Annotated in this window: 20 protein-coding genes; 17 read left to right on the forward strand and 3 right to left on the reverse strand. The window is 60.3% G+C overall.

Annotated elements, in window-relative coordinates; all coding sequences use genetic code 11:
* Positions 1-7: 7 nt before the first annotated feature.
* From alc to ACA054_RS22300, 7 genes are all read left to right on the forward strand, one after another.
* Positions 8-1,003 (forward strand): allantoicase, encoded by a 996-nt coding sequence (alc, locus tag ACA054_RS22270; protein WP_497686194.1) that lies wholly within the window; start codon positions 8-10, stop codon positions 1,001-1,003.
* A gap of 119 nt (positions 1,004-1,122) precedes the next feature.
* Positions 1,123-1,626: an ureidoglycolate lyase gene (locus ACA054_RS22275; protein WP_007960046.1), complete on the forward strand. Its 504-nt coding sequence runs from the start codon at positions 1,123-1,125 to the stop codon at positions 1,624-1,626.
* A 50-nt stretch (positions 1,627-1,676) separates the two neighbouring features.
* Entirely contained in the window at positions 1,677-2,981 is a 1,305-nt protein-coding gene (locus tag ACA054_RS22280; RefSeq protein ID WP_497686195.1) for a urate hydroxylase PuuD, read from the forward strand.
* A 139-nt stretch (positions 2,982-3,120) separates the two neighbouring features.
* Positions 3,121-4,473 (forward strand): nucleobase:cation symporter-2 family protein, encoded by a 1,353-nt coding sequence (locus ACA054_RS22285; RefSeq protein WP_497686196.1) that lies wholly within the window; start codon positions 3,121-3,123, stop codon positions 4,471-4,473.
* Between the two features lie 171 nt (positions 4,474-4,644).
* Entirely contained in the window at positions 4,645-5,430 is a 786-nt protein-coding gene (locus ACA054_RS22290) for an outer membrane protein OmpK (RefSeq protein ID WP_497686197.1), read from the forward strand.
* Position 5,431: 1 nt separating this feature from the next.
* Entirely contained in the window at positions 5,432-5,779 is a 348-nt protein-coding gene (locus ACA054_RS22295; protein WP_497686198.1) for a hypothetical protein, read from the forward strand.
* 26 nt (positions 5,780-5,805) lie between these two features.
* Positions 5,806-6,591, forward strand: a complete 786-nt coding sequence (locus ACA054_RS22300; RefSeq protein ID WP_046817966.1) for an outer membrane protein OmpK — start codon at positions 5,806-5,808, stop codon at positions 6,589-6,591.
* A 124-nt stretch (positions 6,592-6,715) separates the two neighbouring features.
* On the opposite strand, the gene ACA054_RS22305 is transcribed toward ACA054_RS22300, so the two are convergent.
* A complete protein-coding gene (locus tag ACA054_RS22305; protein ID WP_497686199.1) occupies positions 6,716-7,888 on the reverse strand; it encodes a patatin-like phospholipase family protein in 1,173 nt (390 codons plus the stop codon).
* Positions 7,889-8,066: 178 nt separating this feature from the next.
* Positions 8,067-8,999 carry a lipid A biosynthesis lauroyl acyltransferase gene (locus tag ACA054_RS22310; protein WP_497686200.1) on the reverse strand — a complete coding sequence of 311 codons (933 nt, stop codon included), beginning with the start codon at positions 8,997-8,999 and terminating at the stop codon, positions 8,067-8,069.
* Positions 9,000-9,117: 118 nt separating this feature from the next.
* Between ACA054_RS22310 and minC the strand changes: the two genes are divergently transcribed.
* From minC to ACA054_RS22355, 9 genes are all read left to right on the forward strand, one after another.
* Positions 9,118-9,864, forward strand: a complete 747-nt coding sequence (minC, locus tag ACA054_RS22315; RefSeq protein ID WP_497686201.1) for a septum site-determining protein MinC — start codon at positions 9,118-9,120, stop codon at positions 9,862-9,864.
* A 201-nt stretch (positions 9,865-10,065) separates the two neighbouring features.
* Complete coding sequence (gene minD, locus ACA054_RS22320) at positions 10,066-10,878, forward strand: septum site-determining protein MinD (RefSeq protein ID WP_008056976.1); 813 nt, start codon at positions 10,066-10,068, stop codon at positions 10,876-10,878.
* A gap of 3 nt (positions 10,879-10,881) precedes the next feature.
* On the forward strand, positions 10,882-11,136 hold the full coding sequence (minE, locus tag ACA054_RS22325; protein ID WP_007974947.1) for a cell division topological specificity factor MinE: 255 nt from the start codon (positions 10,882-10,884) through the stop codon (positions 11,134-11,136).
* A gap of 76 nt (positions 11,137-11,212) precedes the next feature.
* Positions 11,213-11,848, forward strand: a complete 636-nt coding sequence (locus ACA054_RS22330) for an RluA family pseudouridine synthase (RefSeq protein ID WP_497686202.1) — start codon at positions 11,213-11,215, stop codon at positions 11,846-11,848.
* Positions 11,849-12,924: 1,076 nt separating this feature from the next.
* On the forward strand, positions 12,925-14,016 hold the full coding sequence (locus ACA054_RS22335; RefSeq protein WP_497686203.1) for a hypothetical protein: 1,092 nt from the start codon (positions 12,925-12,927) through the stop codon (positions 14,014-14,016).
* A gap of 96 nt (positions 14,017-14,112) precedes the next feature.
* A complete protein-coding gene (locus ACA054_RS22340; RefSeq protein WP_497686204.1) occupies positions 14,113-15,402 on the forward strand; it encodes a M18 family aminopeptidase in 1,290 nt (429 codons plus the stop codon).
* A 37-nt stretch (positions 15,403-15,439) separates the two neighbouring features.
* Positions 15,440-15,589: a hypothetical protein gene (locus ACA054_RS22345; RefSeq protein ID WP_497686205.1), complete on the forward strand. Its 150-nt coding sequence runs from the start codon at positions 15,440-15,442 to the stop codon at positions 15,587-15,589.
* Between the two features lie 33 nt (positions 15,590-15,622).
* Positions 15,623-15,799: a hypothetical protein gene (locus ACA054_RS22350; RefSeq protein ID WP_497686206.1), complete on the forward strand. Its 177-nt coding sequence runs from the start codon at positions 15,623-15,625 to the stop codon at positions 15,797-15,799.
* Between the two features lie 77 nt (positions 15,800-15,876).
* Entirely contained in the window at positions 15,877-18,033 is a 2,157-nt protein-coding gene (locus ACA054_RS22355) for a mechanosensitive ion channel family protein (RefSeq protein WP_497686207.1), read from the forward strand.
* A gap of 248 nt (positions 18,034-18,281) precedes the next feature.
* Here the strand turns inward: ACA054_RS22355 and ACA054_RS22360 are convergent, their stop codons facing one another.
* Positions 18,282-19,955 carry a DEAD/DEAH box helicase gene (locus tag ACA054_RS22360; protein ID WP_497635732.1) on the reverse strand — a complete coding sequence of 558 codons (1,674 nt, stop codon included), beginning with the start codon at positions 19,953-19,955 and terminating at the stop codon, positions 18,282-18,284.
* 420 nt (positions 19,956-20,375) lie between these two features.
* Between ACA054_RS22360 and ACA054_RS22365 the strand changes: the two genes are divergently transcribed.
* Positions 20,376-21,167, forward strand: coding sequence for a crotonase/enoyl-CoA hydratase family protein (locus ACA054_RS22365; RefSeq protein WP_497686208.1), 792 nt, complete (start codon positions 20,376-20,378; stop codon positions 21,165-21,167).
* Positions 21,168-21,279 lie beyond the last annotated feature (112 nt).

Genomic DNA, 21,279 nt, shown 5'->3' on the forward strand with positions numbered 1-21,279 from the left:
AAGAAGAATGAAAGCTTACGCCGTACCTTTCGAGAAGTTCGTCAACCTGGCCGACGCCCGCCTGGGCACCAAAATCATCTCGGTCACCGATGACTGGTTCGCAGACGCCAACCGTCTGTTCCAACCGACCCCGGCCGTGTGGAAGGAGGGCGTGTTCGATGACAACGGCAAGTGGATGGACGGCTGGGAGTCGCGCCGCAAGCGCTTCGAAGGCTACGACAGCGCAGTGATCCGCCTGGGTGTGCCTGGCTCGATCAAAGGCGTCGACATCGACACTTCATTCTTCACCGGCAACTTCCCGCCGTCGGCCTCCCTGGAAGCCTGCTACCTGACTGAAGGCGAGCCAAACGAAAACACCCAGTGGGTTGAAGTGCTGTCCGCCGTCGAGCTGCAAGGCAACAGCCACCACTACCACGAAATCAGCAACGACCAGGCGTTCAGCCACCTGCGCTTCAACATTTACCCGGATGGCGGTGTTGCCCGTCTGCGTGTGTACGGCGTTCCGTTCCGCGACTGGTCGGCTGTGGGTGACAACGAGCAAGTCGACCTGGCTGCAGCCCTCAACGGTGGCCGCGCCCTCGCCTGCTCCGACGAACACTTCGGTCGCATGAGCAACATCCTCAACCCGGGCCGTGGCATCAACATGGGCGACGGCTGGGAAACCGCACGTCGTCGCACGCCAGGCAATGACTGGGTGATCGTCGCCCTGGGCCACCCGGGCGAGATCGAGAAAATCATCGTCGACACCCTGCACTTCAAGGGCAACTACCCGGACACTTGCTCGATCCAGGGCGCGTTCGTGAAGGGCGGCACCGACAGCCAGATCGAAACCCAGTCGCTGTTCTGGCGCGAGTTACTGCCAAGCCAGAAGCTGGAAATGCACGCTGAACACACCTTCGCCGAGCAGATCAAGGCCCTGGGCCCGATCACCCACATCCGTCTGAACGTGTTCCCGGACGGTGGTGTGAGCCGCCTGCGCGTTTTGGGCAAGGTCGCTAAATAAGCGGCGAGGCCATTCGCGAGCAGGCTCGCTCCCACAGGGGTACGCGGTCAAATGTGGGAGCGAGCCTGCTCGCGAAGACAATAGAACAGACAACAACGAATTCGGATAAGAAGACCAGCATGCGCACACTGACGATTGAACCGCTGACCAAAGAAGCCTTCGCCCCTTTCGGTGACGTGATCGAAACCGACGGCAGCGATCACTTCATGATCAACAACGGTTCGACCATGCGCTTCCATAAACTGGCGACGGTGGAAACCGCTACGCCTGAAGACAACGCGATCATCAGCATTTTCCGCGCCGACGCGCAGGACATGCCGCTGACCGTCAGCATGCTGGAGCGTCATCCGCTGGGCAGCCAGGCTTTCATTCCGCTGCTCGGCAACCCCTTTCTGATCGTGGTCGCGCCACTTGGCGATGAACCTGTATCAGGCTTGGTCCGCGCCTTCGTCACCAACGGCAGGCAGGGCATTAATTACCATCGCGGCGTTTGGCACCATCCGGTGCTGACGATCGAAAAGCGGGATGACTTCCTGGTGGTTGATCGCAGTGGCACAGGCAATAACTGCGATGAGCATTTTTTCAAAGAGGATGAGCGTTTGATCCTTGCCCCCCACCAATAAGAGAAGGTCTGATCACTCGACAACAGAGTGACAGGCGAGAGGTAAAGACTGTGGAAGCACATCTGTTGGAATGGCTGAACCTGAGCGTGCGCTGGGTTCACATGATTACTGGCGTGGCCTGGATCGGCGCATCGTTCTACTTCGTCTGGCTGGAAAACAACCTCAATCGGGTCAACCCGAAAAGCGGTCTGGCCGGTGATTTGTGGGCGATCCACGGCGGCGGTATCTACCACCTGGAAAAATACAAACTGGCTCCACCGACCATGCCGGACAACCTGCACTGGTTCAAATGGGAAGCCTACTTCACCTGGTTGTCGGGGATCGCGCTACTGTGCGTGGTGTTCTACTCCAACCCGACGCTCTACCTGCTGGCTCCGGGCAGCAGCCTGACCGGTCCTGAAGGCGTTCTGCTGGGCATCGGCTCGCTGTTCGTCGGCTGGTTCATCTACTCCTTCCTCTGTGACTCGGCCCTGGGCAAACGCCCTGCCCTGCTGGGTTTCATCCTTTTCGTACTGATCATCGGCGCGGCCTACGGCTTCAGCAAGGTGTTCAACGGTCGTGGTGCGTACCTGCACGTTGGCGCGATCATCGGCACCATCATGGTCGGCAACGTGTTCCGCATCATCATGCCGGCACAGCGCGCACTGGTGGCGGCAATCGCCGAGAACCGCACGCCCGATCCGGCGCTGCCGGCCAAAGGCCTGCTGCGTTCGCGTCACAACAACTACTTCACCCTGCCGGTGCTGTTCATCATGATCAGCAACCACTTCCCGAGCACCTATGGCAGCCAGTACAACTGGCTGATCCTGGCCGGGATCGCAGTGCTGGCGGTGCTGGTGCGTCACTACTTCAACACCCGTCACGACAGCCACAAGTTTGCCTGGACCCTGCCAGTGGCAGCGGTGGGCATGATCTGCCTGGCCTATGTTTCTGGTCCGAAGCCGATGTCCAGTGCTCCGGAAGTAGCCAAGGCACCCGCCGCGATCGAATACCAGCCGCTGCCGGAAACAGCAGTGGGTGGTGGTTTGAAACCGGCTGAAGCAAAACCTGCAGAGGCTCCGGCAGCCGCACCGGCGCAAGCGTCCAACGCAGGTCCCGGCTTCGACAAGGTGCACAGCGTGATTCAGGAACGTTGCGCAGTCTGTCATTCGGCCAAACCGACCAGCCCACTGTTCAGCGCGGCTCCGGCCGGTGTGATGCTGGACACCCCCGAGCAGATCCGCCAGAACGCGGCGCGCATCCAGGCTCAAGCGGTCGCCACCCAGATCATGCCTTTGGGCAACATCACCCAGATGACCCAGCAGGAACGTGACCTGATCGGTGCCTGGATTGTGCAGGGTGCACCGACCAATTAAGCGTTGAAAAACTTCGCGAGCAGGCTCGCTCCCACACAGACAATGCGAAACCTGTGGGAGCGAGCCTGCTCGCGAATGGCCGCGCTGCGGTCAACCTGATACAAATAATCACAAGAATAAAAATGATCCGAGGTGTTGCATGTCCGAGCTCTCCCAAGCACGCATCCCCGACGCACCCGCCATTCAGCGTTTGCCCCTTTTGCAACTGATCCTGGTCGGTCTGCAACATGTTCTGCTGATGTACGGCGGCGCCATCGCGGTGCCGCTGATCATCGGACAGGCCGCAGGCCTGAGTCGTGAAGAAATCGCCTTCCTGATCAACGCCGACCTGCTGGTCGCCGGCATCGCCACCATCGTCCAGTCACTCGGTATCGGCCCCATGGGCATTCGCATGCCGGTGATGATGGGCGCCAGTTTCGCCGCCGTCGGCAGCATGGTCGCCATGGCCGGCATGCCCGGCATCGGCCTGCAGGGGATCTTCGGCGCGACCATCGCCGCCGGGTTCTTCGGCATGCTCATCGCGCCGTTCATGTCCAGGGTCGTGCGCTTCTTCCCGCCTCTGGTGACCGGCACGGTCATCACCTCGATCGGTTTGTCGCTGTTCCCCGTGGCCGTAAACTGGGCCGGTGGCGGTGCCGATGCCGCGCAATTCGGCTCACCCATCTACCTGACCATTGCCGCGCTGGTGCTGGGCACCATCCTGTTGGTGCATCGTTTCATGCGCGGCTTCTGGGTCAATATTTCCGTGCTGATCGGCATGTGCCTGGGCTACGTGCTCTGTGGCGTGCTGGGCATGGTCGACCTCAGCGGCATGGCCCAGGCGCCATGGCTGCAATTCGTCACCCCGCTGCACTTCGGCATGCCGAAATTCGAGCTCGCCCCGATCCTTTCGATGTGCCTGGTGGTGGTGATCATCTTCGTCGAGTCCACCGGGATGTTCCTCGCGCTGGGCAAGATCACTGGCCAGGAAGTCTGCCCACGGATGCTGCGTCGCGGCTTGTTGTGTGATGCCGGCGCCTCGTTCTTCGCCGGGTTCTTCAACACCTTCACCCACTCCTCCTTCGCGCAGAACATCGGCCTGGTGCAGATGACCGGCGTGCGTTGCCGCTCGGTGACCATCGTGGCTGGCGGTTTGCTGATCGTACTGAGCCTGCTGCCCAAAGCCGCGTTCCTCGTGGCCTCGATTCCACCGGCGGTGCTGGGCGGCGCGGCGATCGCGATGTTCGGCATGGTCGCCGCCACCGGAATCAAGATTCTGCAGGAAGCCGACATCGGTGACCGACGCAACCAGTTGCTGGTGGCGGTGAGCATCGGCATGGGCCTGATCCCGGTGGTCCGCCCGGAGTTTTTCGCCCACCTGCCCCTGTGGATGAGCCCGATCACCCACAGCGGTATCGCCATGGCCACGCTCAGCGCCCTGACCTTGAACCTGCTGTTCAACATCCTCGGCGGCGCCGAACGCGCGGCCATCAACGACTGCCACGCCCACTAAGACAGATACGCACAACCCCCTGTAGGAGCGAGCATGCTCGCGATGAACCCGAGAACACCGCGTTTATCCAGATAACACGCGTAATCGTTTACGACCATCGCGAGCATGCTCGCTCCTACAGGGGGCGGGGGTTTCCTGCGCCTTGAAAATAAGAAAAAGAGGGAGCAACAGATGATTCGTACCCAGACAAACTTGTTGTTGGCGGGCGGTCTTTTGGCCGCTACTCAAGCCATGGCCGGCGATTTGCTGTTGTGGCAAACCAACAGCCTGAGCTATCTGTACGGCAAGGATTTCGCGGTCAACCCGTCGATCCAGCAGACGATCACCTTCGAGCACGCCGATCGCTGGAAGTACGGCGACAACTTCATGTTCGTCGACAGCACCTACTACAACGGCGAGCAAGACCGCAACAAAGGCGTTCACGCCTATTACGGCGAGTTCAGCCCGCGCCTCTCCTTCGGCAAAATCCTCGACCGCCGTTTCGAATTCGGCCCGATCAAGGACGTGTTGCTGGCCATGACCTACGAGAATGGCGAAGACGACAGCGAGGCCTATCTCATTGGCCCGGGTTTCGACCTCGCGGTACCGGGCTTCAACTTTTTCACCTTGAACTTTTATTATCGCCAGACCGAAGGCTCGCGTCCCGGCGACGATGTCTGGCAGATCTCGCCGGCCTGGTCCTACACCGTGCCACTGGGCAATTCGAGCCTGTTGATCGACGGCTACCTCGACTGGGTCGTCGACAACGACCAGAACTCGCGCGGCACCTATCACGCCAACGTGCACTTCAACCCGCAGATCAAATATGACCTGGGCAAAACCCTCGGCTGGCGGGAGAAACAGGTGTACGTCGGCGTCGAGTACAGCTATTGGAAAGACAAATACGGCATCGAAAACAACGGCAACCTCGACACCAACGAAAACACCACCAGCCTGCTGGTGAAGGTGCATTTCTAAGATGATCCGCAACCGTGCCCCAAACCTGTCGTCGGTGCGCTGTTGCGGGGCACTTGAGACCTGGCCGAGGAGTCAGTATTCTCCGCGGCCGCCTGAATCCGCTTTAAAAAAAAGCCCGGATTTAATTCCTGACCAGAAAGCCAACTTATCCCGGCTCTGGACGGTACCAAGGCATCCCCAAACCACTCTCAATCGACTGCTTAAGAGCCGCCGAGCGGGAGTTTTTTTGTTTTCTGAAAGCCTTGGCGCAGCTCTTGCTAACAGCACAAAGCTGACCGAATGGATGATTTTTTTGCAGTTACAGAAAAAGGCGCCACACCAGAGCGTCGACCTTAAAAAAATAACGTGAAACCACTACTTTTTGGGAGCAACCGAATGAAACGTACGTGCACTAGCCTGATGCTGGCAGGATCGTTGCTGGCGGGGGGTCAGGCCATGGCCGGCGACTTGCTGCAATGGCAGAACAACAGCCTGACCTACCTATATGGCAAGGACTTCCAGGTCAACCCGCGCATCCAGCAGACGGTGACCTTCGAACACGCCGACGGCTGGAAATACGGCGACAACTTCTTCTTCATCGACAAAATCTTTTACAACGGCAAGGAAGACTCCTTCGCGGGTGAGAACACTCACTACGGCGAATTCAGCCCGCGCTTGTCGTTCAACAAGATTTTCGATCAGAAGCTGGAGTTCGGCCCGATCAAGGACGTGCTGCTGGCCATGACCTATGAGTTCGGCGAGGACGACACCGAGTCGTACCTGATCGGTCCGGGTTTCGACCTGGCCATCCCCGGCTTCGACTACTTCCAGTTGAACTTCTACAACCGCCACACCGAAGGCGACCGCCCGGGCGACGATGTCTGGCAGATCACTCCAGCCTGGTCCTACACCATCCCGGTGGGTGACTCGGACGTGCTGATCGACGGCTTCATGGACTGGGTGGTCGACAACGACGTGAACGACAAAGGCGAATACCACGCCAACCTGCACTTCAATCCCCAGGTCAAATACGATCTGGGCAAGGCGCTGAACCTGGGCGCCAAGCAGTTGTACGTCGGTGTCGAGTATGACTACTGGAAAAACAAGTACGGTATCGAAGACAGCCAGGGCTTCAAGACGGATCAGAGCGTGACCAGCTTCCTGGTCAAGGTGCACTTCTGATCGTTGATTAATGTGGCGTCTGCACGGACGCCATCGCGAGCAAGCTCGCTCCCACAGTTGATCTTTGTCACGCTGAAGATCCCCTGTGGGAGCGAGCTTGCTCGCGATGGCCGCACCGCCGATCTCAGGCCGAAACCACCGGCTGCGCCAACCCCAGGAACCGGCAAAGCTCCTCGCGCTTGGCCAACGCATCCCGCCTTCCCAGATCAATCAACTCGCTGCAATACCCCGCCTCGAACAGCAGATAACTCAACACCCCTGCCCCGCTCGTCTTGGTCGCCCCCGGCCCACGCAAGAACAGACGCAGCGCCGCCGGCAATTCCTGGCGATGGCGTGCGGCGATCTCGTCGATCGGTTGACTCGGTGAAATCACCAGCACCTCCACCGGCGCCACGCCGAGCACGCGGGTCGGTGTGCCATCGGGCATGAGGTGGCTGAACTGATTCAAACGCTGCAGCAACTCGATGTCACTTTCCAGGCTGTCAATGAACGTACTGTTGAGCATGTGCCCACCGATCTGCGCCAGGGTGGGTTGTTGCCCGGAATAGGCGCGTTGCAGCGATTGCTCGGGATCAACGCCGCGCGGGTTGCCGCTGACACCCACCACCAGCACGCGACTGGCGCCCAGGTGCAACGCCGGGCTGATGGGTGCCGATTGGCGCACCGCGCCGTCGCCGAAATACTCTTCGCCGATTTTCACCGGAGCGAACAGCAGCGGAATGGCCGAACTGGCGAGCAAATGGTCAACGGACAATTGTGTGGGAATGCCGATCCGGCGATGGCGCAACCACGCATCGATGGTGCCGCCGCCCTGATAGAACGTGACGGCCTGGCCGGACTCATAGCCGAACGCCGTGACGGCTACCGCGTGCAACTGCCTTTGCGCGATCGCTTCGGCGATGCCGTTCATCTGTAATTTGTCGTCGAGCAACTCGCGCAGGGGTGAGCTGTTGAGCAACGCCACGGGCGCTTGGGCGCCAAGGCCCAGCAAGCTGTGACTGACAAACCGAGTAGCCTGGCTGATCACGCCAGGCCAGTCGCTGCGCAACACCAGGTGACTGCGAAAGCCCTGCCAGAACGCGGTAAGCCGCTCGATGGCCGCGCGAAAATCCATCGCCCCGCTGGCCAGGCTGACCGCATTGATAGCCCCGGCGGAGGTGCCGACAATCACCGGAAAGGGATTGTCCGCGCCCAATGGCAACAACTCGGCAATCGCCGCCAGCACGCCCACCTGATAGGCCGCCCGAGCCCCGCCGCCGGAAAGAATCAACCCTGTGACCGGTTCAGCAGGACTCATTCACAACGCTCCATGCTGCTTGATGGGATTTCATTGCTCAAACCTCTTTCCTTGTAGGAGCGAGCACGCTCCGGGCGGCGTTCCGACGATGGTCGCCAACGATAACTCGGGGTGCCGGATACCCCGCGGCGCCCTCGGTTTTTTCGCGAGCGTGCTCGCTCCTACAGGGTTCGGCCGTTCAGCCGCGTTTTGCGTACAGCTTCGGTTCACCGGGCGGACGGCTCTTGAAGCGGCGATGAGCCCAGAGGTATTGCTCCGGACAGTCGCGTAAGACGCCTTCGATCCACTGGTTGATGCGCAGGCAGTCGGCTTCTTCGGTTTCACCGGGGAAGCCTTCGAGCGGCGCATGGATCACCAAGCGATAGCCGCTGCCGTCAGCCAGACGTTCCTGGGTGAACGGCACCACCAGCGCCTTGCCCAGCCGTGCAAATTTGCTGGTGGCGGTGACAGTCGCGGCCTGAATGCCGAACAACGGCACGAAGATACTTTGCTTGGCGCCGTAGTCCTGATCCGGTGCGTACCAAATTGCTCGACCTGAGCGCAGCAGTTTGAGCATGCCGCGCACGTCTTCGCGCTCCACCGCCAGCGAATCGAGGTTGTGGCGCTCGCGGCCGCGACGCTGGACGTAGTCGAACAACGGATTTTTGTGTTCGCGGTACATGCCGTCGATGGTGTGCTGCTGGCCAAGCAATGCCGCGCCGATTTCCAGCGTCGTGAAATGCACGGCCATCAGGATCACGCCCTTGCCTTCGCGCTGCGCTTGCTGCAAATACTCCAGCCCGTCGATATGAGCCAGCTTCGCCAGACGCTCACGGGACCACCACCAACTCATCGCCATTTCAAAAAAGGCGATACCGGTGGAAGCGAAGTTTTCCTTGAGCAGACGCTTGCGCTCGGCCGCGGTTTTTTCCGGGAAGCACAGCTCGAGATTGCGCTTGGCAATGCGCCGCCGGTCGGCCGCTGCCCTATACATGAAGGCACCCAGGACCCGACCGATCCACAGCAATGCAGGGTACGGCAGCTGGACAATCAGCCATAACAGCCCCAGGCCGCACCAGAGCGGCCAGAAACGTGGCATCAGAAAAGTTGTTCGAAAACGCGGGCGATCCATTAAAGGTTCCGAAAAGACGATGGCCGCGCATTCTACATCGTTCGACCCGGCTTGCGGCTCGCGGGCGTTCTCGTTATAAGTCTGGGCACTTTTAGTGACAAGTCGTTGTATGCCGACCATGAGCCAAACCGAATCGCTAGACCAAGATCCCGTGTTCCAGTTGAAGGGCAGCATGCTGGCCATAACGGTGCTGGAACTGGCCCGTAATGACCTTGAAGGCCTCGATCGGCAACTGGCCGCCAAGGTCGCCCAGGCGCCGAACTTCTTCAGTAACGCACCGCTGGTCCTGGCCCTGGACAAACTCCCGGCCAACGGCGGCGCCGTCGATCTGCCCGGCCTGATGCGCATCTGCCGCCAGCATGGCCTGCGTACCCTGGCTATCCGCGCCAGCCGCATCGAAGACATCGCGGCCGCCATCGCGGTCGACCTGCCGGTACTGCCACCGTCCGGTGCCCGTGAACGGGCGCTGGACCTGAACGAAGGCGTCGTTGCGAAAAAGCCGGAGAAGCCGGAAAAGCCAGCGGAGCCGAGCATCAAACCGACGAAAATCATCACCTCGCCAGTACGCGGTGGCCAACAGATTTATGCCCAGGGCAGCGATCTGGTGGTGATCTCCTCGGTCAGCCCGGGGGCGGAACTTCTCGCCGATGGAAACATCCATGTATACGGCCCGATGCGCGGGCGTGTGCTGGCGGGCGTCAAAGGCGACAAGAAGGCGCGGATTTTCTGCCAGCAGATGAGCGCTGAACTGATCTCCATCGCCGGTCATTACAAGGTTTCCGAAGATCTGCGCCGCGACCCGTTGTGGGGTTCGGGCGTGCAGGTCAGCCTGTCAGGCGACGTGTTGAACATCATTCGGCTTTAACGGATACTGCCGCATTTTCCAAACATCTCTAAAACGTAGCGAAAACGGCTCAAACGAAGTAGGAAACAGGCTACAAACAGTGTTTACCGGGGGTAAACGCCGTCTGCGGTCACATTCCAGCCAAGGCTGTCCAACTGCTGTAGTTTTTCAAGAGATGTTTTTCAGGGGCTAAAAGTCCTTTTTCCTTAGGGGTGAAACACCTTGGCCAAGATTCTCGTGGTTACATCCGGCAAGGGTGGTGTGGGTAAGACCACCACCAGCGCCGCTATCGGTACCGGCCTCGCTCTGCGCGGTCACAAAACAGTCATCGTCGACTTCGACGTCGGTTTGCGTAACCTCGACCTGATCATGGGTTGCGAGCGCCGCGTGGTGTATGACTTCGTCAACGTGGTCAACGGCGAAGCCAACCTGCAACAGGCTCTGATCAAAGACAAGCGCCTGGAAAACCTCTACGTACTGGCGGCCAGCCAGACCCGTGACAAAGACGCGCTGACGGTCGAAGGCGTGGAAAAAGTCCTGATGCAACTCAAGGAAGACTTCGAGTTCGTGGTCTGCGACTCCCCGGCGGGTATCGAAAAAGGCGCCCACCTGGCCATGTACTTCGCTGACGAAGCGATCGTGGTGACCAACCCGGAAGTGTCCTCGGTGCGTGACTCCGACCGCATGCTCGGCCTGCTGGCCAGCAAGTCCCGTCGCGCCGAGCGTGGTGAAGACCCGATCAAGGAACACCTGCTGATTACCCGTTACCATCCAGAGCGTGTGAGCAAGGGCGAAATGCTCGGCGTCGAAGACGTCAAGGAGATCCTCTCGGTGGCCCTGCTCGGCGTGATCCCTGAATCCCAGGCGGTGCTCAAGGCATCCAACCAGGGCGTTCCGGTGATTCTCGACGACCAGAGCGATGCCGGCCAGGCCTACAGCGACACCGTGGACCGCCTGTTGGGCAAAACCGTGGAACATCGTTTCCTCGATGTACAGAAGAAGGGATTCTTCGAGCGCCTGTTTGGAGGCAACTAAGCAATGAACCTTTTTGACTTCTTTCGTGCCAACAAAAAGCAAAGCACCGCGTCGGTAGCGAAAGAGCGTCTACAGATCATCGTGGCGCACGAACGCGGCCAACGCAGTACCCCGGATTACCTGCCGGCCTTGCAGAAGGAACTGGTCGAGGTTATTCGCAAGTACGTCAATATCGGGTCCGATGACGTGCACGTCGCACTGGAAAGCCAGGGCAGCTGCTCGATTCTGGAACTCAATATCACCCTGCCTGATCGCTGAGTCGATCCGGCTGGAGCCACGGCGGTTCAGGCCTGCAGGCCTGAACCGCCGTTCGCGTTTGTTACGAGGCTGTTTGATGCCGCTGTCCAATATCCACATCATCCATGAGGACGCCGCCGTCCTGGTGGTAAACAAACCCACCCTGTTGCTCTCCGTGCCCGGCCGGGCCGACGACAACAAGGACTGCCTGATTACCCGCCTGCAGGAAAACGGCTACCCGGAAGCGCGAATCGTCCATCGACTGGATTGGGAAACCTCCGGCATCATCCTGCTGGCCTGCGATGCCGACACACACCGTGAACTGTCCAGGCAATTTCACGACCGCGAAACCGAAAAAGCCTACACCGCATTGTGCTGGGGCCAGCCGGAGCTCGACAGTGGCAGCATCGACCTGCCGCTGCGCTACGACCCGCCGACCAAGCCACGCCACGTGGTGGACCATGAATTCGGCAAACACGCCCTGACCTTCTGGCGCGTGCTGGAACGCTGTGGCGATTGGTGTCGCGTCGAACTCACGCCGATCACCGGACGCTCGCACCAATTGCGCGTGCACATGCTGTCGATCGGTCATCCACTGTTGGGCGACGGTCTCTACGCCCATGAGCAAGCCCTGGCCGCCTGGCCGCGACTCTGCCTGCATGCAAGCATGCTCAGCTTCACTCACCCACAAAGCGGTGAGCGACTGCGCTTCGAGTGCCCTGCGCCTTTTTGAGTGAATGACTATCGAAGCTCATTGAAGACGCCCCCCCCTCTGAAGGTAATGCTGTTCACATAAGCATGGGGTTGTATGTAAGAACTGAATTGGGGGGGATATCCATTGCTGCGGTAACGGCTACTAATGGTTTCGCCCTTACGGCGACTCACTTTTCCAAACGCCGGAATGCCGGCCCAGCGAAAAGTAAGCAAAAGGCTTTGCCCCACCACTCGGTGCCTCGCTTAGGCTCGGCATGCCCTCACTCCGGCATTGCTCCGTGGGTCGCCGCGATGGGCCATCCATGGCCCAGCGCGGCTAAACCGGCGTCCTGCCGGTTTACCCACTGCGCAATGCCTGCGTTCGGCCATCGTGGCTTAACGGGGCGCCCAAATCTAAAGCCAAAGCGAGGCGGCCTGACAGCCGACCTGACTTTGCAGATACCCCCCAATTCCCTGTTGGAGCGAGCCTGCTCGCGATGGACGTCAACGATAACGCGTGCTGTCTGAAGGATCGCGTTGTCTGGACGTTTTTCGCGAGCAGGCTCGCTCCCACAATAGGATCGCGGACAAGCCTGTAATCAGGTCGGCTGTCAGGCCGCCTCGCTTTGGCTGTTGCTTTGGCTTTTGATCTTCTTGCCACATCGAGAGGCTTCGTTCCGGTTCTGCGGAGTGGGTAAACCGGCATGGATGCCGGTTTAGCCGCGCTGGGCCAAGGATGGCCCAGCGCGGCGGGCCCAGTAGGAGCGAGCATGCTCCGGGTGGCGTTCCGACGATGAACCTGAGAGCACCACGGGTGTCAGGCCCCCCGCGTCATCGTTGACCTCCATCGCGAGCAGGCTCGCTCCTACAGGCCGGGCGGCGTTCCGTTTTTCCAAGTGACTCGCTGTAAAAGCGAAACCCTAAGTGGCCGTTACCGCAGCAACGGATATACACCCAATCCAAATATGCACCTGCACCCCCCAACCTAAAGTGAACAGCATTACTCCTCTGAAGGGGCGTTTTTCATTAGTCGTTACAACATATCCAGACAACAGCGCACCTGCATTGCCCCAGGCCAATACGGTAAACTTGCGTTTCTGTTGCCTGGAGCTACTTATGCGCGAAGCGCTGTCCCCCCTAGAGAAAACACCGCACCAGTTGCTCTACCTCATCTATGGCAACCAGGATGTTTACCGGCGCGAAGCCAAATTCAGCATGCTCACCGCCCTGGCCCAGCTCAAACGGGGTGAGTCGCTGCGCATCAGGGTCATGACCGATCGCCCTGAGGATTATGCTGGCTGGCCGGTCGACACTATCGCCCTGAGCGAGCAGACCATGGCCCAATGGCAGGGCGAAAACGGCTATCACCACCGACGCAAGGCCTGCGCCATTGCCCAAGGGCTGAAGCTTGCGCACAAGACGCTGTTCGTCGACACCGATACGCTGTTTCTCGAATCGCCTCATCGCGTGTTCGAACGGATCGGGCCCGGGCGCTATGTCATGGACCGTTTCGAGTACGATTGGAGCTACGTCTGCGAACGCCCGGACTACGTCAAGCTCGGCCGCTGCCTGCAAGCCCACGCCATCTCGTCCGACAACAGTTTCAAGCTGTATAACAGCGGACTGTGCGGTATCACCGACGGCGATACGCCATTGCTCGAAGAATCGATCCGCCTGATCGATGAATGGACCCAAGGCTCGTTCGATATCCATACCATCGAACAGATCGCCCTGTCGTTCGCGATGCGCAACCATCCCGTTCAAGAAGCGAAGAAGTTCATCTATCACTACTTCGCTGAAAAACGCTTCTTCCATGCCATGCAGAAGCATTTTTTCACCCGCCACGGCGAGCAGTTCCGTCCCGAGCTGCCGGCCCTGTGCACAGAAGTCCCACGCTGCAAACCCGTGCCCTCGCCCTGGCAGCGCCTGCGCATCAAGTGGAAACTGCGCAACAAGCGCAAGAGCATGAAAAAGGTCGGTCGTGACCTGCTGTATGGCAGCGCGGCGCCTGAACATCCGTATTACGAAGTGTGCCGCCATGAATGGTGGGAGTCCGCCTCCCGCGAGATCCTGCGCTGGGATGAAGACAAACAGAAGAGTTTCTTCGGCGCGGAAAAGGGTCGCTGGCCAAAACATCTGCCGCGGCCGGCAAAGTCCTCCGACGAGCAAACCATCATTGCCTACCTGCGCGAGCGGATGACACATTGACCTCCTGGCGCACGTTACCGGCCCGGCGCTGAAAGCTCTTGTCCAATGCGTCGGGCCAATACGTTAAACTGGCGCCATTGCTGTCTGGAGCTACTTATGCGCGAAGAGTTGAACCAAGGCCTGATCGATTTCCTCAAGGCCTCCCCTACCCCGTTCCATGCCACCGCCAGCCTTGTTCAGCGACTGGAAGCGGCGGGTTTCCAACGCCTGGACGAACGCGAGCCATGGAACACCGAAGCCAATGGTCGCTACTACGTCACCCGCAACGACTCGTCGATCGTCGCGATCAAGATGGGCCGGCACTCGCCGTTGCACGGCGGCATTCGCCTGGTTGGCGCCCACACCGACAGCCCGTGCCTGCGGGTCAAGCCGCAGCCGGAACTGCAACGCCAGGGTTTCTGGCAATTGGGCGTCGAAGTCTATGGCGGTGCCCTGCTGGCCCCCTGGTTCGACCGCGACCTGTCCCTGGCCGGCCGCGTCACCTTCCGTCGTGATGGCAAGGTCGAGAGCCAGCTGATCGACTTCAAGGCGCCGATCGCAATCATCCCCAACCTGGCCATTCACCTCAATCGTGAAGCCAACATGGGCTGGGCAATCAACGCCCAGACCGAACTGCCACCGGTACTGGCGCAATTCGCCGGTGACGAGCGCGTGGATTTCCGCGCAGTGCTCACCGACCAGCTTGCCCGCGAACACGGCCTGAACGCCGATGTCGTGCTGGATTACGAACTGAGCTTCTACGACACCCAAAGCGCGGCCGTCATCGGCTTGCATGGTGATTTCATCGCCGGCGCGCGCCTGGACAACCTGCTGTCATGCTATGCCGGCCTGCAAGCGCTACTGACCACCGACACCGACGAAACCTGCGTCCTGGTGTGCAATGACCACGAGGAAGTCGGTTCATGCTCGGCCTGTGGCGCCGACGGTCCGATGCTGGAGCAGACGTTGCGTCGCCTACTGCCAGAAGGTGATGAATTCGTGCGCACCATTCAGAAATCCCTGCTGGTCTCGGCCGACAACGCCCACGGCGTGCACCCCAACTACGCCGACAAGCACGATGCCAATCACGGCCCTAAACTCAACGCCGGCCCCGTGATCAAGGTCAACAGCAACCAGCGCTATGCCACCAACAGCGAAACCGCCGGGTTCTTCCGTCACCTGTGCATGGCCGAAGAAGTGCCAGTCCAGAGTTTCGTGGTGCGCAGCGATATGGGTTGCGGCTCGACCATCGGCCCGATCACCGCCAGCCACCTGGGTGTGCGTACCGTGGACATCGGCCTGCCGACTTTCGCCATGCATTCGATCCGCGAACTGTGCGGCAGCCATGACCTGGCGCATCTGGTCAAGGTGCTCGGCGCGTTCTACGCCTGCCGCGAATTGCCGTAACGCCCCCGGTAGGAGCCAGGCTTGCCGGCGAAGAACGATGACGAGCCAGGAGCACCGCATCGCCTGGTTCGCCGGCAAGCCTGGCTCCTACGGCGAACCTGGCACCGCGGTATATCAAATACACCGCATCGCCTGGTTCGCCGGCAAGTCGGATCGCCGCACCGCTGGCTCCTACAAAACCACCTAGACTTTCATTATCCCTTTCGACAAGGCAGTCGCCATGATCACGATGTCCTCGTTCCACGCCATGCTCATCCCTATTCTTATCGGGATGGTCATGCTGGCAGTCGGTTTCAATTTTCGCGACAAGAACGCGGGTGTGCTCGCCATGTGGCTCGGGATGTTGCTGATCCTGGCCACGGTGATCTTCAAGATCCTCGCCAAACTCAACGAATAAATCCCCACCCCGGCTCGCATTGATTTTGACGGGCTCGTACACTCGGTCGATCTGCCCATTTCGAGGTTGACCGCCTAGTGTTCGCTCGTCTATTCGCCCTGCCGTGCCTTTTCCTTATCTGCCTGATGACGCTGATGGCGTCAGCACCTGCCCAGGCGGTCGGGCTGCCGAGCCTGCTTGGCAGCCCGGCAAAAACCCAACCCGAGGCGCAGGAACCCCTTGGGCAATCCCTGGACGAAGTCATCAAGTCGCTGGAGAACGATCAGCAGCGCAGCAAGCTGCTGGCGGATCTGAAGAAGCTGCGCGACGCCACCAAAAAAGCCCAACCGGTCGCCGAGGAAGGTGTGCTGGGCCTGATTGGCGGGACCCTGGCCAGTTTCGAAAAGCAATTTTCCGGGGCCGATAGCCCGATCACTCGCTGGTCCGACGAGTTCGACCTGGCCAAGGATGAATTGACGGCGCTGGTGCTGCCGGCCAGCGAGTGGCTGCCGATCATCTTCGCCTTTGCCATGATCCTGATGGTCTGGAGCCTGCTGGCGGCGGCGCTCATCTGGTTCAGCCATCGGGTACGGATGCGTTTCGGCCTGACCGAAGAATTGCCGCAACACCCCAGGGCCGTGGACATGCTGCGTTTCGCCCTGCGCAAGCTGGGGCCGTGGCTGATAGCCCTGGTCATCACCGTCTACATGAGTTACGCCCTGCCGTCGTCACTCGGTAAAAGCCTGGCCATGGTGCTGGCTTACGCGCTGGTGGTCGGCACCTGTTTCTCCGCGATCTGCGTGATTGCCTTTTCCCTGCTCGACGGACCGCACCGTCACCGGGCCCTGTACATCCTGCGGCACCAGGCCTTCCGACCGCTGTGGTTGATTGGCAGTTTTGCCGCTTTCGGTGAAGCCTTGAACGACCCGCGCCTGATTGAAAGCCTTGGCGTGCACCTGGCACACACCGCGGCGACGGTGGCCAATGTGTTGGCGGCATTGTCCACGGGGCTGTTCATCCTGCGTTTCCGCCGCCCGATTGCGCACTTGATCCGCAACCAGCCGCTGTCCCGGCGCCTGACACGCCGCGCCCTCAGCGACACCATCGAAATTCTCGGCACCTTCTGGTATGTACCGGCGCTGGTGCTGGTGGGGATTTCCCTGTTTGCTACCTTCGTTTCGGCCGGCGACACCAGCACTGCGCTGCGCCAGGCGCTGATCTGCACCGTGTTGCTGGTGTTGTGCATGGTCATCAATGGCTTGGTGCGCCGTCACGCCCTCAAACCGCAACGCGGCGCGAAGCGTCACGCACTGTATTCGGAACGCCTGAAAAACTTCTTCTATACCCTGGCCCATCTGTTGGTATGGCTGGCATTCATCGAGCTGGGCCTGCGGGTCTGGGGCATGTCGCTGATCAGCTTCACGGCAGGCGAAGGCCATGAGGTCAGCGTCAAACTGTTCAGCCTTGTCGGCACGCTGATCTTTGCCTGGCTGATCTGGATTCTCAGCGACACCGCCGTGCACCACGCCCTCACCCGCTCGCGCAAAGGCCTGGCCAACGCCCGCGCACAGACCATGATGCCGCTGATCCGCAACGTGCTGTTCGTGGCGATTTTCATCATCGCGCTGATCGTCGCCCTGGCGAACATGGGCATGAACGTGACGCCACTGCTGGCCGGCGCCGGCGTGATCGGCCTGGCCATCGGTTTTGGCGCACAATCGCTGGTGGCCGACCTGATCACCGGACTGTTCATCATCATCGAAGACTCCCTGGCCATCGACGACTACGTGGACGTCGGTGGCCACTTGGGCACCGTCGAGGGCCTGACCATTCGTACCGTGCGCCTGCGGGACATCGACGGCATCGTCCACACCATTCCGTTCAGCGAAATCAAGAGCATCAAGAACTACTCTCGGGAATTTGGCTACGCGATCTTCCGGGTTGCGGTGCCTGCCAGCATGGACATCGACAACGCGATCAAGCTGATGCGCGACGTTGGCCAGAAAATGCGCACCGACCCGCTGCAACGGCGCAATATCTGGTCACCCCTGGAGTTTCAGGGCGTGGAAAGCTTCGAGTCCGGCAATGCGATTCTGCGGGCCCGGTTCAAGACCGCTCCGATCAAGCAGTGGGAAGTGTCACGGGCGTTCAACCTGTCGCTCAAACGGCATCTGGATGAAGCCGGGCTGGATCTGGCAACACCGCGCATGAGCATCCAGGTGATAACGGCGGGCGGCGGGCCGGCTGCGGAATAATCCCATCGCCGATGTAATTTGTGGGAGCGAGCCGGCTCCGGGCGGCGTTCCGACGATGGACGTCATCGATTACGCTTGCAGCCTGAGTAAACGCGGTGCCTTTAGGTTTATCGTCGGAACGCCGCCCGGAGCCGGCTCGCTCCCACAGAGACCGCAGTCTCGGCCGGTGCGACACAAAACGCAGGACATAAAAAATCCCCGAACCAGTCGGGGATTTTTTATGTTCGATCAATCAGCCCGAGGGCGGATCAATCTTCGCGGTAGCGACGCAGCTTCAACTGCTTACCGGCAACGCGAGTGTCCTTCAGTTTGGTCAGCAGACGCTCCAGACCATCTTCCGGCAGCTCGACGAGGCTGAAGCTGTCACGTACCTGGATACGACCGATCGCTTCACGCGCCAGACCACCTTCGTTGAGGATGGCGCCCAGCAGGTTCTTGGCAGCGATGCCATCACGCGCACCCAGCGCGGTACGGCAACGAGCACGGCCTTCAGCCAGCGGCATTGGTGCGCGACGCTCGCGGTCACCACGCTCAGGACGATCACCGGAACGCTCTGGACGATCGCCACGCGGTGCGTTGTTCGGCACCAGTGGACGTTCTTTCTCGATAGCGGCCAGGGTCAGCGCTTGACCGTTGGTAGCCTTGCGCAGCAGGGCTGCGGCCAGGGCACGCGGACTGCAACCGATGTCGGCGGTCAGGCGATCAAGCAGATCACCGTGAGTCGATTCGGCATCAGCCACCAGCGGCGACAGGCTGTTGGTCAGTTTCTTGATGCGCGCATCCAGAACGGCTTGAGCGTCCGGCAGGCGAACTTCAGCAACCTTCTGACCGGTTACACGCTCGATCACTTGCAGCATGCGGCGCTCACGTGGAGTCACCAGCAGCAGCGCACGACCTTCGCGACCGGCACGGCCGGTACGGCCGATACGGTGAACGTAGGATTCCGGATCGTACGGCATGTCAACGTTGAACACGTGAGTGATGCGCGGAACGTCCAGGCCACGAGCGGCAACGTCGGTCGCCACAACGATGTCCAGACGGCCATCCTTGAGGGAGTCGATCACGCGCTCACGCTGGTTCTGGGCAATGTCACCGTTCAGCGCAGCGGCTTTGTAGCCTTTGGCTTCCAGGGCACTGGCCAGGTCCAGGGTCGCTTGCTTGGTGCGCACGAACATGATCAGGGCGTCGAAATCTTCCACTTCCAGCAGGCTCAATACAGCCGAGGTCTTCTGGTCAGCGTGAACCAACAGGTGAGCCTGTTCGATCGCGGTAACGGTCTGAGTCTTGGTCTGGATCTTCACGTGTTGCGGATCGCGCAGATGGCGTTCGGCAATGGCACGGATCGACTGCGGCAGGGTAGCCGAGAACAATACGGTCTGACGGGTTGCAGGCAGGGCCTTGAAGATGACTTCGAGGTCGTCCATGAAGCCCAGTTTGAGCATTTCGTCAGCTTCGTCGAGAACCAGGTGGTTCACGGTCGCCAGTACTTTTTCGTCACGACGCAGGTGGTCGCACAGACGGCCCGGAGTAGCGACAACGATCTGTGCGCCATTACGGATTGCTTTCAGTTGCGGGCCCATAGGCGCGCCGCCGTAAACGGCCACAACGGTAACGCCGGGCATTTGCTTGGCGTAAGTTTCAAAAGCGGTTGCTACTTGCAGCGCCAACTCACGAGTTGGCGCCAGGATCAGGGCTTGCGGTTCGCGCTTTGCAGGATCGATGCGATGCAGGATCGGCAGGGCGAACGCTGCGGTTTTACCCGTACCGGTTTGCGCCTGGCCAATCATGTCGTGTCCGGCCATGATGATCGGGATCGATTGCTGCTGAATAGCCGATGGCTCTTCGTAGCCAGTCGCGATGACGGCTGCAAGAATATTCGGATTAAGATTAAAAGCGGCGAATCCGCCGGATTCCTGGGTCATGGGTCTGCCTCTAAGTGCATCCGCAAAGACCCATGCTCCAAAGCTGCGCGTGCCGTGTTGAGACTCAAGAGTCGCCCTGGCAGCTTTGTCGGCGGGGATTTGCGAAAACGAATGAATGAAAGAATCGTTTAGGAAGAGTTCGCTGGGCGAACGTGCAACCGAATCTGACTTCGGGGAATTGCGCCACCTAAACGCGGCCCGGCTAAAGGCCGGCGCGCACTATACCGGAATTTGCCGGAAAAGGGAGCTTTTTTTATCGCAAAACTCCCGCGCACGGCGTTCTGTCACAGGCTTTGCGGATAATCGCGCGAGCGTCTACTTTTCAAGGGCCCTGCCCTGCGGGCGATGGCGCTAAAACGGTTCACCCACCAGCCACAGACCTTAGGTCTGCGCCCCCTCCTCCCGCTTGAGGAATGCAGCATGAAAGAGCTCAATACCAGCCGCGTGAGCCGTGAAAAGCGTGGTCATGTCCTGTTGATCGGACTGGACCGGGTCGCCAAGCGCAACGCCTTTGATCTCGACCTGCTCAACGAATTGAGCCTGGCCTACGGTGAATTCGAAGCCGACAGCGAAGCACGTGTGGCCGTGGTCTTCGGCCATGGCGAACATTTTACCGCCGGCCTGGACCTGGTCAGCGCCAGCGCGGCACTGACCGAAGGCTGGCACGCCCCGCCCGGCGGCTGCGACCCGTGGGGAGTGTTCGCCGGGCCCAGGGTCAGCAAACCGGTGATCGTCGCCGCTCAGGGCTACTGCCTGACCATCGGTATCGAGTTGATGCTGGCCGCCGATATCAACCTGTGCGCCAGCAACACCCGCTTCGCGCAAATGGAGGTGCAGCGCGGCATCTTCCCCTTTGGCGGCGCCACCTTGCGCCTGCATCAAGTGGCTGGCTGGGGCAACGCGATGCGCTGGATGCTGACCGGCGACGAGTTCGATGCCCATGATGCCTTGCACCTGGGCCTGGTGCAGGAAGTCATGGCCAGCGAGGATTTGCTGCCGCGGGCGATTGAACTGGCCGAACGAATCGCCCGGCAGGCGCCGCTGGGGGTTCAGGCAACGTTGCTGTCTGCCCGGCAGGCGCGCTACGAGGGCGAAACCGCCGCTGCGCAAGGGCTGCCAGCGCTGGTGAAGAAGTTGCTGAACAGCGAGGATGCCCAGGAAGGTGTGCGGTCGCTGGTGGAGCGGCGGCCCGGCATATTCAAAGGGATTTAGTTTGTATTGGTTTTGAGGGCCCCTTCGCGGGCAAGCCTCGCTCCTACGGGTGCTGTGTCGTTCACATGAGCGGAGAACGATGCAAATCCCGTAGGAGCGAGGCTTGCCCGCG

Source organism: Pseudomonas sp. LBUM1653 (assembly GCF_059716115.1).

Excerpts from the sequence above, each read along its gene's own strand:
- alc (WP_497686194.1), top strand. The coding sequence starts at position 8 with ATGAAAGCTTACGCCGTACCTTTCGAGAAGTTCGTCAACCTGGCCGAC.
- ACA054_RS22275 (WP_007960046.1), top strand. The coding sequence starts at position 1,123 with ATGCGCACACTGACGATTGAACCGCTGACCAAAGAAGCCTTCGCCCCT.
- ACA054_RS22285 (WP_497686196.1), top strand. The coding sequence starts at position 3,121 with ATGTCCGAGCTCTCCCAAGCACGCATCCCCGACGCACCCGCCATTCAG.
- ACA054_RS22290 (WP_497686197.1), top strand. The coding sequence starts at position 4,645 with ATGATTCGTACCCAGACAAACTTGTTGTTGGCGGGCGGTCTTTTGGCC.
- ACA054_RS22295 (WP_497686198.1), top strand. The coding sequence starts at position 5,432 with ATGATCCGCAACCGTGCCCCAAACCTGTCGTCGGTGCGCTGTTGCGGG.
- ACA054_RS22300 (WP_046817966.1), top strand. The coding sequence starts at position 5,806 with ATGAAACGTACGTGCACTAGCCTGATGCTGGCAGGATCGTTGCTGGCG.
- ACA054_RS22305 (WP_497686199.1), bottom strand. The coding sequence starts at position 7,888 with ATGAGTCCTGCTGAACCGGTCACAGGGTTGATTCTTTCCGGCGGCGGG.
- ACA054_RS22310 (WP_497686200.1), bottom strand. The coding sequence starts at position 8,999 with ATGGATCGCCCGCGTTTTCGAACAACTTTTCTGATGCCACGTTTCTGG.
- minC (WP_497686201.1), top strand. The coding sequence starts at position 9,118 with ATGAGCCAAACCGAATCGCTAGACCAAGATCCCGTGTTCCAGTTGAAG.
- minE (WP_007974947.1), top strand. The coding sequence starts at position 10,882 with ATGAACCTTTTTGACTTCTTTCGTGCCAACAAAAAGCAAAGCACCGCG.
- ACA054_RS22330 (WP_497686202.1), top strand. The coding sequence starts at position 11,213 with ATGCCGCTGTCCAATATCCACATCATCCATGAGGACGCCGCCGTCCTG.
- ACA054_RS22335 (WP_497686203.1), top strand. The coding sequence starts at position 12,925 with ATGCGCGAAGCGCTGTCCCCCCTAGAGAAAACACCGCACCAGTTGCTC.
- ACA054_RS22340 (WP_497686204.1), top strand. The coding sequence starts at position 14,113 with ATGCGCGAAGAGTTGAACCAAGGCCTGATCGATTTCCTCAAGGCCTCC.
- ACA054_RS22345 (WP_497686205.1), top strand. The coding sequence starts at position 15,440 with ATGACGAGCCAGGAGCACCGCATCGCCTGGTTCGCCGGCAAGCCTGGC.
- ACA054_RS22350 (WP_497686206.1), top strand. The coding sequence starts at position 15,623 with ATGATCACGATGTCCTCGTTCCACGCCATGCTCATCCCTATTCTTATC.
- ACA054_RS22360 (WP_497635732.1), bottom strand. The coding sequence starts at position 19,955 with ATGACCCAGGAATCCGGCGGATTCGCCGCTTTTAATCTTAATCCGAAT.
- ACA054_RS22365 (WP_497686208.1), top strand. The coding sequence starts at position 20,376 with ATGAAAGAGCTCAATACCAGCCGCGTGAGCCGTGAAAAGCGTGGTCAT.